Here is a 17940-nt window from a genome sequence, read left to right on the forward strand (position 1 = left end):
TATGAAAATTGAAATGAAAAAGATATGTTTTATAATTAGTGGAATAATATTCCTTTTCGGAAGTTTTTCCTGCACAAAACTGGCAACCAAAAACTATAGCCAGATCGTATCGAGTGAATTTACTCCTGGTTCTGCCGATGTTGCGGCATTAGTAGGGGCTCCGTATACCAGTTGGAGGACCTTGGAATTAGGCAGAAGCTCCAACGCCATATGGCGGACAAATGAAATCTCCGCCGATGAAGAGGTAATCCCACAAAGGCCAAACGGATGGGTAGATGGCGGCATTTACAGGCGTATGCATACCCATAAATGGACGGCAGACGAAGATAACAGCTATCAGATCTGGACTAACGCCTATGCGGGAATCACCGGATGCAACAGGGTATTGTACCAGATAGATGCAGGCCTGATACCGATACCTACATCAGGAAAAGCACAGATTACAGCAGAACTAAAGGTACTGCGCGCGTCTTTTTATTATGCACTGATTGATTTTTTCGGGAACGTGCCTATCGTGACCAAATTTGATCTACCGGCAGGTTTTGTACCAACGCAAAGTACAAGAAAAGAAGTATATGATTTCATCATTTCGGAACTGACGTCTAATGTGCCCTTACTAAGTACGCTGAATGATGCTACTACATACGGGCGTTTCAATAAATGGGCGGGAGAAGCCTTATTAGCCAAAATGTACCTGAATGCCGGTGTTTATACCGGAACCCCGGATTATGCGAATTGTATAACCGCTTGCAACACCATTATAGCATCCGGCCTTTATTCGTTGGAAAGCAATCAGGCTAATGTTTTCCTGCAGCAAAATCAAAATTCGAAGGAGATATTGTTCGCCATACCGTTTGATCAGGTTTTTACTGCAGACGGAAACACGGCATGGACCTTACACATGGAAACGCTTCAACCGGAGAACCAGGCGACCTACAATTTTCAAAACTCGCCATGGGGCGGTATCTGCGCCATTCCACAATTTATCAATACGTTCGACCCACAGGATAGCCGTCTGACAAGTAACTGGGTGCAGGGTCAGCAGTACACAGCAGCTGGGGCACCACTGAACGGGACAATAGGGGCTTTTAAAAACAAACCCTTAGCCTATATCAATTCATTGCCCGGAGTCGATTCCTCTGAAGAAGTACATGGTTTCAGGTTGGGCAAATACCAGATCGTTGCCGGAGAACTGGTGGGTATGAGCAACGATTTCCCCTTGTTGAGATATGCCGACGTACTGATGATGAAAGCAGAAGCTTTGCTAAGGTCGGGAGATGCCGCTACCGCAGCAACACTGGTTACCCAGGTAAGGCAAAGGGCATTTACCAGTAACCCTGCCAAAGCCGTCGTTACAGCCGCGCAACTTTCCTCCGGAAGTACAGTGTATGATTATGGGTTGAACAATCACCTCACAACCACCCATGAAACGGTATCAGATATTCAATATGGCCGCTTTCTGGATGAATTAGGATGGGAATTTGCCCAGGAAGGAAGGCGCAGACAGGATCTGATCAGGTTTGGCGTATTTACGACCAAATCATGGTTGTCGCACTCGCCTAATGGCGCATACCGCACGTTGCTTCCTATACCAACCAGCGCGCTTCATACCAATGGCAATCTGAAACAAAATCCGGGTTATTAAACATACCTAATAAAAAGAAGCTAATCGAGTAAATAACAGGGCGAACTTAATGCCGCCCTGTTATTTATCTAATATCATTGACAATCGAGCTAAAAAATTAATCGATGCCATGGCAAAAGAGTTACACCTGTCGAAAAAGAAAATAAGATGGTTTAAGGGATTGGCTATGCTCACACCAATTGTACTGATGATCATATTTGAATGTGTTTTGCGCCTGGTTGGATATGGGCATGATACAAATCTTTTCATACGTTACCCGGACGATCCATCTTATTGGGTGATCAACAAGTACGCTTCAGAACCCTATTTTTCTGATACCGCCAATGCGACAAGGGGAAACATTGAGATTTTTAAAGTAAAAAAGGCCGCAAACACTGTAAGGTTATTTGTTCTGGGCGAATCTACTACTGCTGGATATCCTTACGGTCACAATGGCTCTTTTCACCGCTGGCTGCAATACCGGCTTATGCATAATTACCCCGGTATTCATTTTGAAATTATCAATGTTTCATTAACAGCCATTAATTCTTATACCGTTCTGGATTTTGGTAAGCAGATCCTGGATTATCAGCCGGATGGCGTCCTGATCTATACCGGGCATAATGAATATTATGGAGCTTTGGGTACCTGTTCAACCAGCCATATTGCCAATAACCGAATGGTAGTTAAGCTGGTTATCGGTTTGCGGCATTTCCGGACGGTCCAGTTAATTGAAAATATTTACCGACACATCAAAAACAATCAAACCCCATCTATTGACAAAAGAGAAAATTTGATGAAACGAATGGCGGCAAGTCAGGAAATCAGGTATGGCTCAACAGAATATTACAGTGGGATCAACCAGTTTAAAACAAATATGGATGAGCTTTGCGGGTTATTACAACATCAAGCCATCCCGGTTTTTTTGAGCACACTGGTGAGCAATGAAAAAGACCAGGCTCCCTTCATCAGCAGCCTCAGATCAGCTAACGCCGCCGATAATTATAAAAAGGCAAATATCTTATATGCTTCCGGTAATTACCGGTTAGCCAGACAACAGTTTGTTAAAGCTAAGGAATTGGACATGCTCCGCTTCAGGGCACCGGAAGCAATAAACGACATCATCGAATCTTTTGCCATAAAGTATAAAAATGTACATATCGTAGATGCAAAAAAGACATTTGAACAGCACTCACCACACCAGATATTGGGATATGAAACTCTTTTGGAACATGTACACCCCAATCTTTATGGGTACGCGCTGCTTTCTGATGCTTTTTATCAAAGTATAGAAAAGGCAAACCTGATTAAAGGATATGCACAAAGACAAATGTCATTTCAGGAACTTATACTTAAGATGCCAGTAACCCGTGTTGATTCGCTATATGGTGTATATACAATTATGATGTTAAAATCAGGTTGGCCTTTTAATGACCCTATTCCCGCCAGTTTTAAACGGGGGAATACCACGGAAGAGCAATTGGCAGGTTCTCTATCCGTCAACCGGATCAGTTGGGCTGGTGCTATGGATCAATTGTTCAGGTGTAGTATGCGGTCAAATGATAAGAAAACAGCGTTGAAGGCGGTTGAAGCCGTCTTACTGGAGTCGCCCCAAAATATAACCTATAAAATTTATGCAGCAAGGCTGAACTTCGATCTTAACAATTTTAATGATGCCGAGTTTTATTTTAAGATGGCCTATGACCAGGAACAATCATTCGAAAACGTACAAAATATGTACCTGATGTATTTAAAAACAGATCAGCCGGAAAAATCACTACCATACGTTGAGCAGGCATTAAGACTACGTCCACAGGATGTTAATTTACCCGGTATGAAGTCAATAGTCAAGAATATTACGGACTTGAAAAGTAAACTTAAATCATCACCCGGCAATCCGGAATTAATGAATAAGATCGGATTAGACTATCATATAATAGCAGTTGAAGACGTAGCTCGAAAGTATGGAACAACTTATTAATCATGACTTGATGAAGAAATACTCACCCAATAAAAAATTCGGACTGATACTCGGAATAGGCTGCGTAGCATTCAGTATATATTTAACAATCTCCAAGCACAACCACCTGTTATTACTTGATGTAATAGGACTGACATTGCTTTTAGCTGCATGGTTATTTCCAGATCTGCTAAATCCCATTCGGATATTCTGGGATAAAGTGGGTAAAATTCTGGGATATCTAAATTCTATAATCATATTGTCGATTGTGTTTTTTATTCTCTTAACTCCGATTGGCCTTCTGATCAGTCTGCTTAAAAAAAAGGGGATTGAAACGAAATGGCAAAAGGAAAGCCTAAGTTACTGGCAGGCTTCAGAACAACCGGAAAAAGATTCATTCAGGCGACAATTTTAGCTTGATCTTAAAACTTTCATAAAATGGAAATAATCTTTGAATTTTTACTGTTCCTTAAATCACGTAAGCGCTACTGGCTAATACCTTTATTTGTGATTTTGTTTTTACTGGGGTTTTTATTGGTATTGGCCCAGGCTTCGGCACTTGCGCCATTTATCTACACTTTATTCTAAGCGCATGTATATTCTTGGGATTTCAGCATTCTTTCATGATAGTGCCGCCTGTCTTTTGAAAGATGATCAAATCGTCGCAGCCGCACAGGAAGAGCGGTTTAGCCGAATAAAAAACGATGAGGGCTTCCCGGCATGTGCTATCCGTTATTGCCTGCAGGCCGGTAATATCGGGCTAAATGAGATTGATCATATCGTTTTTTATGAAAAGTCATTTTTGAAATTTGAACGGTTAGTGGAAACCTATCTTGCCTTTGCGCCTAAAGGTTTCTTTTCATTCATCAAATCGATGCCGGTTTGGTTAAAGAAAAAGCTTTTTTTAAAAAAGACTATACTACAAGGCCTGAAAAGCATCGATGAATCGTGGAATTCTTCAAGCCTCAATTTATTATTTAGTACGCACCACCTTTCCCACGCGGCTTCCGTATTCTATCCCTCACCCTTTGAAAGCGCGGTGATATTGACATTAGATGGGGTTGGCGAATGGATAACTACTTCCGTATCAACGGGCAACGGCAATAAAATAAAATTTCACAAGGAAATCAAATTCCCGCATTCTATCGGGCTGTTATATTCTTCATTTACCTATTACCTGGGCTTTAAGGTGAATTGTGATGAATATAAGGTTATGGGATTAGCTCCTTATGGTAAACCTATCTTCGCTGAACTTATTTTCGAAGAGTTGATAGACTTAAAACCAGACGGGTCATTCCGGTTAAACTTGAAGTATTTCACTTACTGTACCGGGCTTACTATGACGGGGGCTGCTTTAGAAAAGCTTTTTGGCGCCCCGCGCCGTAAGCCAACCGATCAAATTACGCAGTTCCATATGGATATCGCCAGTTCTATACAAACCGCAACAGAGCAGATCATGTTAAAAATAACACGTGCCCTCTATCTGGAATTTCGCCTTGAAAACCTTTGCCTTGCTGGAGGGGTTGCGCTAAATTGTGTGGCTAATAGTAAGGTACTTCAACAATCCGGATTCAAAGATATCTGGGTTCAGCCTGCTGCCGGTGACGCCGGGGGAGCATTGGGAGCCGCATATACAGTATACCATGATTATTTAGAAAGCTCACGGAAGAGTACATTCCCCTCGGACAAAATGCAAAATGCCTTACTTGGGCCATCTTTTGAAGATTACGAGATAAAAACTGAGCTGTTAAAGCAAGAAACTGTTTTTGAAGAACTAACCAAAGACAACTATTACAGCGCTGTTGCAGATGAGATTGCCCGGGGCAAAGTCGTTGGCTATTTCAGGGGCAGAATGGAATTCGGCCCGAGGGCGCTTGGTTCAAGAAGTATACTCGCTGACCCAAGGAATCCTCACATGCAAGCCATTCTTAATCAAAAAATAAAATTCAGAGAATCTTTTCGACCTTTCGCCCCAGCTATTTTAGAAGAACATGCTTCTTTCTATTTCGAAAAAGTCGGCAATAGTCCATATATGTTACTGGTTGCTGATATCGCCAAAGGGGTAAGATTACCGCTTAATAATGAAGAAAATGCGTTGTGCGGATTTGATCGGTTAAACCAAGTACGATCAAATATCCCGGCTGTGACTCATGTAGATTATTCCGCAAGAGTTCAGACAGTCCACAGTGAAAACCACCCTGATTTCTACAACTTGATAACTGCTTTTTTTAATCTTACCGGATGCCCGTTAGTGATCAATACGTCTTTCAACCGGATGGATGAACCCATTGTCAATACAGTGACCGAGGCGTTAACTTGCTTCTTACATACAAACATGGACATTTTGGTAATTGGAAGTTTTCTTATCAGGAAATAGGTAAAACCTTAAGACTGTCAATAAAAACAGCCACTTCTGTCGGCTCCGCAATTAGTTTTCTGCTTAGATATCTTTCAGCATCAATAGCCGCCATACAACCGGTACCCGCCGCTGTCACCGCTTGCCGGTAAACATGGTCCTGTGCATCGCCACAAGCAAAAATGCCTTCGATGTTTGTTTTGCTTGATCCGGGCTGAGTAATGATATATCCATTCTCGTCCATATTGATCCAGGCATTGAATATTTCGGTATTAGGATGATGGCCAATAGCGACGAAAAATCCGGTCACATTTAGTGTTCTTTCCTCAGCGGTTTTATTATTAAATATGCTTACACCGGTCACCACCTGTCCGTCACCAATGATCTCTTTGGTTTCCGTATTGTAGAGCACCTCGATATTGTGGGTATTTTGAACCCGATGTATCATGGCCTTTGAAGCACGAAACTCATCACGACGCACCAGCATATATACCTTTTTACAAAGTTTAGCAAGGTAGGTGGCCTCTTCAACGGCGGTATCCCCCGCCCCCACGATAGCAACCTCGTGCCCGCGAAAAAAGAACCCATCGCAAACAGCACAGGCTGAAACACCAAAACCGTTGTATTTTTGTTCTGATTCCAGTCCAAGCCATTTGGCTGAAGCGCCCGTAGAAATAATTATCGTATCAGCCGTGATGATTTGACTGTCGTCTATTATAACTTTATGCGGAAGGCTGGAAAAGTCGACTGATGTCACATAACCAAACCGAATATCCGTACCCAGGCGGGCTGCCTGTTTCTCAAAATTCTCCATCATGGCTGGCCCTGTAATTCCATCCGGATAGCCTGGATAGTTTTCAACTTCGGTAGTTTGAGTCAATTGTCCTCCGGCAACCAAGCCCGTGTATAACACAGGCTTTAGATCTGCACGGGAGGCATAAATGGCTGCAGTATATCCCGCCGGACCTGAACCTATGATCAGGCATGTCACATGTTCTATGTAGTTATTTTCCATCTTCATTGTTTGCTAAGGTTCCGTTGAAAGTAGTTTTTCCGCATTTAAGCCAGTTCAGATATTCGTGTACACTTGGAGTATAGCCGATGGGATTGTTGACAAGTCTTTGCTTATTATCCACTATGGCATACAAGGGCTGGGAAACCTGGCCGAAATTTTCTGCCTCAAAGGTAGCCCACCTGTCGCCGTAGGTCAGTATATCTTTCTTGTTTTTATCCTTAGTCTCGAAAGTAAAGCGCTCGAGCACGGGCAATTTTGCCCGGTCATCGACGTAAAGGGATACGAGAATATAATTCTCCTTGATGTAGGTGTTCACAGCAGACTGGCTCCAGACATTTTCCTCCATTTTCCGGCAATTGACACAAGCCCATCCTGTAAAGTCTATTAACAGCGGCTTATGCAGGGAATCGGACAGTTTCAATGCCTTTTCGTAGTCATTGATCACGTTCGCCTCCAGTCTGCTGTTGTCACCGACACTTTTGTTATAGATGCTGTAGGTAAGTGGCGGCGGAAATCCGCTGAGTAACTGCATATTGGTCTTATCACCAGGCAAAGCGCCCGGAATTAAATAAGCCGCGAATACCAGCGCAATAATGCCTATGACCTTGCGGCCTATACTGCTCTTTTGTCCTTTATAATCATGGGGCAATCTTAAAATGCCGAACGAGTACATTGCCAGACCAAGCGCAATAACTATCCACGTAATCAGGAATACCTCGCGCTTTAGTACGCCCCAGTGCATCACCAGATCAGCATTCGACAAAAATTTCAGCGCTAAGGCGACTTCGATAAATGCCAGTACTTTCTTGACAGTATCCAGCCAGCCGCCTGATTTTGGCAGCGATTTGAGCATACCGGGAAAAATGGCAAATACAGTAAATGGCAATGCCAACGCGATACCGAAGCCTGCAAGGCCGGCAGTAAGCGGCCACGCGCCTCCACTCAATGAGCCCACAAGCAGCGATCCCAGGATTGGCCCGGTGCAGGAAAATGATACCACAGCTAAGGTAAGCGACATGAAAAAGATACCGCCTAAATTGGTAATGCTGCTCTTTTCATCTGTTTTATTGACAACGCTACTCGGCAATGTGATCTCGAAAAAACCGAAGAAAGATAGGGCGAAAAAGATAAATATGGTGAAGAACGCCAGGTTAAGCCACGCATTTGTGGAAATGGTATTGAAAATCTCAGGGTTCACGTTTCCCAGGATATGAAACGGGACACTCATCAAAATATATATCAGGAAAATAAAAAGCCCGAAGACCATCCCATTCTTTATAGCAACCTTCCTGTTAGGCGAAGCTTTGGTAAAAAATGACACCGTTAGCGGTACTATCGGGAAAACGCAAGGCGTCAGCAATGCGATCAGCCCCCCGGCAAATCCCAAAAGAAAAATAGCCAGCAGGCTTTTTTTCTCCATTGTATAACCGCCACAGCCGGAAATCGGGCTTTGCAGATCGATCGACGCTATCCTTATTTGGGGCTGATCGGCATTGGAGCGTGCAACCCCGGCTACAGGGATTTGAAAATCAACATCCATAGGATAGAATTCCTTACCATTACTGGCGAAAATGGTTAGCGTGCCTTTAAAGTCGGGAGGAACAATGCCGTCAACTGCCACTTGCACTGAGATAGAAATGTTTCCTTTATAAATGTTTGTTGACTTACCTTCAAACAGCGGGTCTTTCAGCGCTGCAGCAAAAGAGCCAAAAGTTGGACCAGATTCGATATGCACCTTTTCATATTGAAATTTAAAAGCTGGCGGAGTAAGCCCTTCTACGTTATTGTTTATGCCATAAACATACCATCCATTGGGCAATGTTGCCATCGCCTTTATGTTGTAGGCTGAAGGGCCTGTTTTTTTGCAGGAAAACCCCCATTTTAACACTGGCTGCGTCTGACCTGTAAATGAAGCCGTTACAATTGCCGCCAATATTATAGCAAGTTTGACAATGATCTTTTTCATCCTTTTTAATTTATGGCAATGTCGAATGGTATTGTTTCAGGCGGGAGGCACTTTTTGTCGTTGCAAACCATGTATTCAATAGTGCCGTGCAAACTTGTTTTGGCTTTTGAAATCACCTTGATGGTTTGTACAAAGCTTACGTCCCCTTTAAAATATTTGACATCCACTCCAAAGTTTTTGTCGTGAACTACTTTGAGCTCGCCTTGCTCGTTTATCTGGCCGTTCATTTTCAGAAGCGGATTTCCGCTAAATGTTATTTTGGTTGGGACAGGGCCACCTGCCGGGGTGGTTTCGGAATAAATATGCCAGGGTTCTGAAACTGTGGCAGACAAAAAGACATTATAGGTGTAAGCAGAAACTTTTTTGTAACTGAAGTTCCAGCTAACCGGCTTGTTTTGCGCATGCAATGGCAGCCAAACAGCCAACGTGAGGATGATTGATAATAGCTTTTTCATTGTATTAGCTTTTATAGGAATTGATTGTCCTGATACTTTTACCTATGCTTGGAAATGGTTCTGCTGCGGCTTCATGTTCAATAAAATAGTATTGTAACCCGGCTTTCTGAGCAGATTCAAAATATTTTCGGTTATCCAGCACGCCGTCGCCAACAGGCAGCACCGTTGTATAGTCTTTGCTCAGGTCTTTAATGTGCCACAAGGGGAACCGCCCAGGGTATCTGCTGAACAATTGCAAAGGGTCCTGCCCAGCCTTAATTGCCCAGGCGATGTCCAGTTCAAACTTCAGTGCGTCCGGATCGGTTTGTGTTAGAAAAACCTCGTAGGGTATTTGACCGTCAACTATCTTAAAGTCGGCAGGCTCATTATGATAGACCAATTGTATACCTGCCTTTTTACAAGCCGGGGCAGACTGATTTAAAATATCGAGTGAAAATTTGATTTCATCCTTCGTGCCTATGGGTAAATGAGCAGCCACAAGATATTGTAAACCGCCTGCCGAAGCATCCTCCAGGATCTCATTCAGATTATCCTTGAGGTTCTTCATCGGAGGAATGGTCATTGGCTTGCCGTCCGCGTCTTTTGCCCCTGCCGGCATTTTAAAAGGCGCCCCAAAGACATGGTGCGATCTCCAGGACATTCTCAAGCTTTTCAATAACCCGGTAAATTCTTTGGCTGGCATCCCATAGTAATCCCCTTTTTTGCTGAATGCAGATTCAATATTCTTAACCCCAGTTTCGGCTACCTTATGCATTGTGCCGGCAACATTGTTATCTATGACATTGAAAAAGGTGAACAATTGTACTCCGGGAGCGGGGAGGGTGTTAGCGGTGCCTCCGGGAAGGCGAAAACCGGTCATGGCAAGTGCAAGTGAGCCGGTTAAGCCCGTTATGATGAATTGTCGTCTGTTTTGCATTTGAATGTGTTGTTAGAATGTTTTTAATCGAAAAAACTCTATTTTAACTGGGCCTTATATTGTTCAGGAATATCAAAAACACGTCCTAAAGAATTTGCAATCAACTTCTTCATTTCATAAGGGTCAATAGCGCCTTGTGTACTGTAGATCACTTTTCCGCCCGGTGCAATCAATGCTGTATAAGGCAAGGCGCCTTGCCAATCTTTATTAATTGCATCTATGATCTGATCTTTGTTGCCGTCTGCGATATAATTCTTAAAACTTGCCTGTTTATTTTCCAGGAAGCTTAATGCTGCCGGCGTACGACCTAACTCATCCATACTGATGGAGATTGTTTCAAAATTGCGGAGCCTGTACATCCTGTTTATTGTAACAAAATCAGGGAACTCAGTTACACAAGGACCGCACCAGGTTGCCCAAACATTTACCAGCCTATAATTTTTTGTATCATTCGCTAACAGTGCTTTCAGGCTGTCAACTCCAATTTTCTCCAGAACTACCTTCTCCTCTTTCCATTTTGCAGCTTCTGCGGCAACAAGATCATGCTTTGAGGGCCATTTGATCGAGCATCCGAATGTCTTGGTCTTTTCAACTTTAACCGGCTGATTTGCCAGCAGGTTATTTAAGGTATTTTTTGTATCAAAAGATTTTGCTGCGCCAGGTACGCCGAAGGCATCGTCAATACGGCCTGTATACCGCAATTTTCTTTGCTGGTCAAAAATAAATACGTGCGGAGTGGCCTGGGGGCCATAAAGTATAGAAGCACTTGAAGTGGCACCGTCAAATAGGTAAGGAAAATTAAAGTTTTTCTCCTTCGACCTGGTCTTCATTTCATCAAAGCTGTCACCAAGGTCGGTATAACCCATTTCATCTAACCGGATGGACCCGGCATCGTTGGGCGAGATGGCAACGAACGCTACATTTTTAGGTGTGTAATCCGTAACCAGTTTCTTAATCGTATCCTCATAAGCCTGTGCGGTTGGGCAATGGTTGCAGGTGAAAATAACAACCAGGAATTTACTTTTTACAAAGCTTTTAAGGGTATAGGTTTTACCGTCAACACCCTGCAATGAAAAGTCGGGGGCCGCTGAGCCAATTGCCAGTGCAGGGTGACTATTTAATTGAGCTGATGCTATCCCGATTGAAAGGCAAACGAAGGCCATCATCAAAATAATCCTGCCGAAGCCCGTGGCCCGGAAGTAGTTTAGTTGCATAACGACTTATTTTTAAGGTTAATAAAATGATTATGCAACCAAATTAGCGGGTGAGCAGTTGATAAGGAAGCGCCGGTGAGTAGTTGACAGTTGGAAATGGTAGTTGACGTGATTAAGGGGGTAGTTGGCGAAAACTAATCAAAATCGTTTTAACAATCCATCCTTCCGGCTGCGGGAAACATTAACAACGGACCCATCGCTCATCACAAGATACCCACCCTCGCCGCGGACATAACGATTGATTTCGTTCATATTTACCATAAAGGAGTGATGCACGCGCTCAAAATGAGAAAATTCATTCAACTGTTCTTCAACCTCTTTAAAGGTTCGGGTAGCGGTTATTTTTCTCTTGTCTTTAAGGAACAAAAGTGTGTAATTATCGTCCGCCTCACAATAAATAATCTCCGCAACGGCAATTAACTCAAATCCGTGTGAAGTGGGGATAGCGATTTTATTAAATGAATTAGGATTGTGCTGAAAACGTTTAAAAAGGAGGTCAAACTGTGCGGCCGGTGGCCTGTTAACCTGTAGTTTCACCTTATGAACAGATGCGATCAATTCCTTTGGATCGACAGGTTTGAGCAAATAGTCCAATGCACTGAATTTAATGGCCCTAATGGCATACTGGTCAAAACTGGTAGTGAAGATGACAGAAAAATTGATATTTTTGACCTTTTCCAGCATTTGGAAACCGTTCATTTGAGGCATTTCGATGTCGGTAAAAATCAGGTCTGGTTTTAGTGTTTCAATGGCATCCAGGCCCGCCTTTCCAGATCTGAATGTCCCGGTCAGCTTGATGTCAGGACAATATTCCTGTAACTGTATGCTGAGCGTATCAATGCAATGTTGCTCGTCGTCGATAATAATGGTTTTAATCATAGCAGATAGGTAAAATTAAAATAACTTCAGTCCCTGCCGGATTCCCTTCTGTATCGGTCAAATCATTGATCGTGACGGGAGCTTTGGATGGCGTTTCATTGTACATGATTTTAATGCGCTGGGTTGTCAAATCAATTCCGTAAGACCGATGGTTTTTTACATGGTTGTTCTCTTCCGGCACGGCCTGAGCACGACCGACCCCGTCATCGCTTACTTTCGTTATTAGCATATTATCCGCTTCGGTAATTACAATTTCCACAAGGCCGGGCGTTTCCTTTGGCATCAATCCATGCCATATCGCATTCTCGACGAATGGTTGTATAATAAGCGGCGGTACCTTTATCATCGAAATATCTACATCATTTTCAATTGTAAGGTTATAAGAAAAACGATTGTCGAACCTAAGCATTTCCAGTTCAAGATAAAGCCTCAGCGCGTTTAGTTCGTCTTCAAGGGTAATTATAGTGTTTTGCGAATTTTGTAATATCATCCGAACCAGGCGAGAAAATTTAGTCAGATATTCCGCGGCATCAGTTTTATTATTTTGCAGTATGAAACGGTTGATCGAGTTGAGGGAGTTGAAAATAAAATGCGGGTTCATCTGTGTTCTCAGCATTTGCATTTCCAGTTCGGCTAATTTTTTGGTATTCTCTAATTTCTCTATCTGTAATTCATTTTGGGTTAACTGTCTTAGATGATCTGCATTTTTTCTTTTCAAATAAGCGTTTCTTATTAAAACGCCGAAAATTAAACACAGACCCAGTACCCCGATAAGCATAAACATGCGTTGTTGCGACACGCTTTTTAATTCCTCAACTTGCAATTGCTTATCCCGGTTGAGCAGATCTATTTTAAGTTTTGCCTGGGCAAGCTGCGCGGATGCTTTAAAAAAGGCAAGTTTCCTGGCCGATTGGGTTATGCCGATGACCTTATTCAGGCTTGTATATTCTTTCAAATGCGCATATGCACTTTTATAGTTTCCACGGCTTTCTTCAATTTGGTACAATAGATAATTTGCTTCCAAAACATATTGCCTTGCACCGCTCTGCGAAGCGCTGCTCAAAAGTTCCTTAAGATAGACAGATGCCTGCTTGGGTCTGTGCAACGTATTATAGGTTTTACCCAGTTCGAGCAATGTGCGCATCACCCAATTGTTATCATTTACCTGTTTGAAACCGGTAAGCGCTGTATTCAAATAATAAAGCGCAGTATCATATTTCCCCATCGACACATACATTTCGCCCAAAAGTGTATAGGGTTTGGAAAAATCATATTTGTCGGTTTTATTTAATGTGCTTAAGTAAGATTGATAATAATACTTAGCGTGTTCAAAGTCATCTTTCAGGGAGTAGACCTCCCCTACTTTAAGATAATTCTGAATTTTTAAGCTGCTATCTTTTATACGCCCGTAGAAATCCAGGGCGGTTTCATAATCTCCTACATCTGCATAAAGTTGACCAAGGGCTACATTCGCCTCTTCCGCGTGAAAATTTAACGCCTCGATAGCATATTGGAATGACTTATCATAATTCCCACGCTCTTCTTCAGCGAGCGCCAACAGACTGGAAGAAGCTCCGATGCCCGACGAATCACGCATTGCTGTGAAAATACCCTGGGCTTTTCCAAATGCCGTTACTGCACCGTGAAAATCGCTTCGTGCCCATATGGCCTGCCCCCAACGTATGAGCGCCCAGGCCCGCCCACTTCCATTGCTAAAGAGCGCGAGCGCTTGCTTCCCTTCAAGTTCTGATTCAGAAAAGCGCCTTTTGGCATAATAAATAGAACTAAGGTTAAGATGAGCGTTGCCTTCGCCGTTTATATAATTTATGCCTCTCGCCCTTTTTACTGTTAAGATAGCGAGTTCCCGTGCCTCGGTATATTGCCTGAGGTCTATCAAATGTTGAACAGATTTATTGTTCGCGTCAATGGAGTCTCGCAGTTTTTGCACCGCAGTGGATGTACCATTTACCGGTGGGTTTGATTGGGCACAGCAAGTCAAAGCAATGACCATTACCAAAAGAAAGGCAACCGGACTGACTACAGAAAACCATATAACTCGTTGCATTAAGCATTAAAGTTAGCGAAGATTTGGGTGTCCAAAGTAAAGAAAATAGATTTAGTTAATTAGTTCGCCCAGATGTGGATATGACAATTGGTTGTTTCTTAAATATGGCAAAGAAATCAAAATTTGACAGGCTTTATAAGATAAATCAATTTGCCGTTGATAGGACAATGACAAACTGATTTTAAATTAACAATTGTCCACTCTATAATGAGTTTGTCGATAATTTATAAATTACCGACTTATGCCCAACAATTGTAATGTGATATGGCACAACGCCTTTAGAAAAATCCACCTTTTTACATGGCGTTACAGATACGCCAGGTAAACTAACAAATTGAGGTTTAAAAAGCTTGGGGTTTAAACCTGGCGTTAACGGCATATAAACCGTCTTTTTAACCGTATCAATTACTAATTGATTACCGGCTAATCCCTTCCCCTTAACAGTTTGAAGAACAGCATCCGCAGTCATGTAGCGACTAATAAGCTTTTTACTTTCACTTAAGGTAACCGGCATAACTGTACCGTGTCGCGGCTTAAAATTCATAGATACTTCTTCATCTATTACCTTAAAATTTTTAAGATCAGTTGATTTTGTAAATTGGTAAAGGCCACTGGTGTACATATCATACATCAGGATAAACCCGGTGCCATCGTTCAATTTAAATGTGCCCGCCCCTTCAACCGGCTTTGTAGTTTGTTGAACATATTTATCACTTTGAAGCGAATAACCACCGGTTAAGCTTTTGGAAACGGCAATTTTAATTCCCGGCATCCTATCTTCTGTTTTAAAGAACAAATAATAAGTATCATCTTTCTTCTCTATATCGCCATCTATACAAGCGGCGCTGTCTGGACTAAAGAATAACTGCTTAGGCTCACCTTCAAAATCTGTAAACTCTTTATTGGCATATATATAATAGATCTTATCGGGATTACTGCCCTGTTTTAAAGAAAAGTAAACCATATATTTTTTAACAACATCATCGTAGATGGTTTGTGGCGCCCACACGCGCAAAAGACTATCCTGATTCGGAAAACGTTTTTGAAAATTAATATATGAGGAAGACCAATGAATCAAATCTTTTGATTTAAGTAGCACCAATCCACGGTTAGAATTCCATCCCTTATCAGAAACCATATCTGTTGCAACCATATAAAATGTTTTCCCGTCGGCGCATCGCAGTATATGGGGATCCCGAACACCGCCGGTTTCACTAATAACTGAACTATTTACAACCGGTTCGTTATGATTTAATGCAAAATAATGGTATCCATCCGTGCTGATTGCGAATCGGATGGCCTCCTCACTTTTTTGATTTCCGGTAAAATATGCAAACAGGTAACCTTGGTAGTCTGATTCAAGACCCCGATTGTGTTTTTGCGCTGAAACTGTTAATTGACAATTGAACGAGAAAAAAATTATTAAGGCAATATTTATCGCAATTCTTGTGTATTTCATATCAAAATAAAAAATCATAATATCGTAGGTTATTGCAACTGATCTAAAATCGGTTTGCTCACTGCCGACAGTTCTTTGTTCTCTGGTTTAAGCACTTCAAAAACTAAAATTTCATTTTTTCCGATATGCAACCATTCACGAGGCACATATAATGTTTGCTGTGGGCCGATTTGCCAATATCTGCCTAAGTTATGGCCGTTAATCCAAACCACTCCTTTACCCCAATCGGTCATATTCAGATAAGTATCTCCTAATGAAGCCAAAGAAAAAGTCCCTTTCTTCATGACCGGTGTGTTTAAATTAGACAAGCTGGGTTTAGGTTTGTAATTGCCCACAGTTTTTAACGGCAACGGAAAGTTTTGCCAGCCCGTTACTTCATTATTTTGAAAAAACACCTTACCCACTATTCCCTTTTTATTCTGTAACAAATATTTACCAAAATTGATGCGCCCCAGATTTTCTACCAAAATATCCAATGTTACATTTCCATCGGGCAAATTGACGTTAATACTATCCAATCCTGTACGACGATCGAGCTTTCCAACCGTTTGCCCATTAATTATCACTACAGCGAAGTCTCTAAGGTCTTTTACCTTTAGTATACCTGATTTTCCTCCTTCAACTTTTGTGCGATATAACATAAAGCCGTAATCGAGTTTCATGTCCTCAAAGGTTAGCGGGCTTTGACTACTCCTGCCTTTAAGCTTCAATTCGTTAAGGTCAGCCACATTTTCAAGCTCAATTTTGGGTATTGAAATGGTCGGCTTGGCCGGAGGAACAGCGGGCAAATTAATACCGGCGGATAGATGTTTTTGAATTACATTTCTAAAGGCCTCAAATTTCGATGTCGGGTTTCCTGCTTCGTCAAGAGGGGCATCATAATCGTAACTGCTGATTTGCGGTTCAAACGGAGCTTGATCATTATAATTAGCACCGTTCATAAATCCCCTGGTTGTTCCGCCATGAAACATGTACATATTTATAGAAATTCCGGCTGCAAGCACAGAATCTAATTTACCGGTATATTGATCTGCCGGCACAGTATGGTGTTTTGTCCCCCACCAGTCAAACCATGCCGGATACCATTCAGCAATGTAGTAAGGCCCTTTGCCTTCGTGGTTTTGATTGATGAGTTCTTTTACCTTAGCCGGGTTATCTAAACCGTTAACTGCCGGCAACAAACCAGGTAAATGTCCTTTTACCAAATCAGCCGCAGGGTCGCACGTATATAACAGGCCGTCAAATCCGGCATCTTTAAACATTTTTTGATTAATCGCAAGGTATTCCTTATCAGCGCCGTATGATCCATACTCATTTTCAATTTGAACCATCAGGATGTTACCGCCATGATTTATTTGGTACACGGATAATCTTTTTCCCAGTTCTTTAATGTAATTTTCGTATTCCCTTAAATATTGAGCATTCTTACTTCTGACAATTACCCCCTCTTCATTCTCTAACCAGTACGGGTAACCGCCAAACTCCCACTCGGCACATACGTAAGGGCTTGGGCGCAAAATTACCCATAAACCCTCCTGCTGGGCTATTTTGATAAACTCAACAATATCATTGTTACCTGAAAAATCAAATTGCCCTTTCTGAGGCTCATGCAGGTTCCAAAAAACATACGTGCCTATGGTGTTAAGCCCCATAGCTTTTGCCATTTTCATTCTGTCACGCCATGCTTCTCTTGGTATGCGGGGATAATGTAGCTCACCGGAGATCATCTGGAAAGGTTTCCCATCTAAAAGAAAGTCTTTATCTCCTAAGCTAAATTGATGTTTAGGTTGAGCTTTGACCAAGCTGCCAGCCAACAAGATGGCCGTTAACAAAAAAAGATTGAATGATCTCATTAAAAATATATAAAGTGTTATTTAATAAATAATTGGTTCATTGCTAAAAACCGCATCAAGGTTGCGATTATGTTTAGCTGATGTTGCTAAAATGGATGTAAAATCAATTAATAAAAAGGGGCTAATCAGTAAAATCAGAGGGGCAAACCACGAAAAACATGTTCAAAACGATTGTTTC

At 42.1% G+C, this 17940-nt stretch carries 14 protein-coding genes and 1 pseudogene; 5 read left to right on the forward strand and 10 right to left on the reverse strand.

Annotated elements, in window-relative coordinates; all coding sequences use genetic code 11:
- The first annotated feature begins 1 nt into the window (after window position 1).
- The 5 genes from SNE25_RS23135 to SNE25_RS23155 all read left to right on the forward strand — a co-directional run bounded on the left by SNE25_RS23135 (window position 2) and on the right by SNE25_RS23155 (window position 5961).
- A complete protein-coding gene (locus SNE25_RS23135) occupies window positions 2-1645 on the forward strand; it encodes a RagB/SusD family nutrient uptake outer membrane protein (RefSeq protein WP_321561382.1) in 1644 nt (547 codons plus the stop codon).
- Window positions 1646-1754: 109 nt separating this feature from the next.
- Window positions 1755-3605, forward strand: coding sequence for a GDSL-type esterase/lipase family protein (locus SNE25_RS23140; protein WP_321561383.1), 1851 nt, complete (start codon window positions 1755-1757; stop codon window positions 3603-3605).
- A gap of 10 nt (window positions 3606-3615) precedes the next feature.
- Window positions 3616-3999, forward strand: a complete 384-nt coding sequence (locus SNE25_RS23145) for an SxtJ family membrane protein (protein ID WP_321561384.1) — start codon at window positions 3616-3618, stop codon at window positions 3997-3999.
- 23 nt (window positions 4000-4022) lie between these two features.
- Complete coding sequence (locus SNE25_RS23150; protein ID WP_321561385.1) at window positions 4023-4172, forward strand: DUF5989 family protein; 150 nt, start codon at window positions 4023-4025, stop codon at window positions 4170-4172.
- A complete protein-coding gene (locus tag SNE25_RS23155; RefSeq protein WP_321561386.1) occupies window positions 4144-5961 on the forward strand; it encodes a carbamoyltransferase family protein in 1818 nt (605 codons plus the stop codon). The genes SNE25_RS23150 and SNE25_RS23155 overlap by 29 nt, the downstream gene beginning before the upstream one ends.
- On the opposite strand, the gene trxB is transcribed toward SNE25_RS23155, so the two are convergent.
- From trxB to SNE25_RS23200, 10 genes and pseudogenes are all read right to left on the reverse strand, one after another.
- Window positions 5951-6961 (reverse strand): thioredoxin-disulfide reductase, encoded by a 1011-nt coding sequence (gene trxB / locus SNE25_RS23160; RefSeq protein WP_321561387.1) that lies wholly within the window; start codon window positions 6959-6961, stop codon window positions 5951-5953. The two genes, SNE25_RS23155 and trxB, sit on opposite strands and share 11 nt — an antisense overlap.
- Complete coding sequence (locus tag SNE25_RS23165) at window positions 6945-8921, reverse strand: protein-disulfide reductase DsbD family protein (protein WP_321561388.1); 1977 nt, start codon at window positions 8919-8921, stop codon at window positions 6945-6947. Before SNE25_RS23165 ends, trxB begins: the two co-directional genes overlap by 17 nt.
- A 5-nt stretch (window positions 8922-8926) precedes the next feature.
- Window positions 8927-9376 (reverse strand): protein-disulfide reductase DsbD domain-containing protein, encoded by a 450-nt coding sequence (locus SNE25_RS23170; protein ID WP_321561389.1) that lies wholly within the window; start codon window positions 9374-9376, stop codon window positions 8927-8929.
- Window positions 9377-9380: 4 nt separating this feature from the next.
- Window positions 9381-10292: a sugar phosphate isomerase/epimerase family protein gene (locus SNE25_RS23175; RefSeq protein ID WP_321561390.1), complete on the reverse strand. Its 912-nt coding sequence runs from the start codon at window positions 10290-10292 to the stop codon at window positions 9381-9383.
- Window positions 10293-10330: 38 nt separating this feature from the next.
- Entirely contained in the window at window positions 10331-11506 is a 1176-nt protein-coding gene (locus tag SNE25_RS23180; RefSeq protein ID WP_321561391.1) for a redoxin family protein, read from the reverse strand.
- Between the two features lie 138 nt (window positions 11507-11644).
- Complete coding sequence (locus tag SNE25_RS23185) at window positions 11645-12385, reverse strand: LytR/AlgR family response regulator transcription factor (RefSeq protein WP_321561392.1); 741 nt, start codon at window positions 12383-12385, stop codon at window positions 11645-11647.
- A complete protein-coding gene (locus SNE25_RS31945; protein WP_407667053.1) occupies window positions 12378-13007 on the reverse strand; it encodes a sensor histidine kinase in 630 nt (209 codons plus the stop codon). Before SNE25_RS31945 ends, SNE25_RS23185 begins: the two co-directional genes overlap by 8 nt.
- Before the next feature lie 447 nt (window positions 13008-13454).
- Window positions 13455-14450: pseudogene (locus tag SNE25_RS31950) on the reverse strand (tetratricopeptide repeat protein); the annotation flags it as partial.
- 202 nt (window positions 14451-14652) lie between these two features.
- The gene (locus SNE25_RS23195) at window positions 14653-15927 is read right to left on the reverse strand and encodes a glycoside hydrolase family 43 protein (protein WP_321561394.1); all 1275 of its coding nucleotides are present in this window, start codon (window positions 15925-15927) and stop codon (window positions 14653-14655) included.
- Between the two features lie 11 nt (window positions 15928-15938).
- On the reverse strand, window positions 15939-17762 hold the full coding sequence (locus tag SNE25_RS23200) for a glycoside hydrolase family 35 protein (RefSeq protein ID WP_321561395.1): 1824 nt from the start codon (window positions 17760-17762) through the stop codon (window positions 15939-15941).
- Window positions 17763-17940: the final 178 nt, after the last annotated feature.

Source organism: Mucilaginibacter sabulilitoris, assembly GCF_034262375.1.
GTDB lineage: Bacteria > Bacteroidota > Bacteroidia > Sphingobacteriales > Sphingobacteriaceae > Mucilaginibacter > Mucilaginibacter sabulilitoris.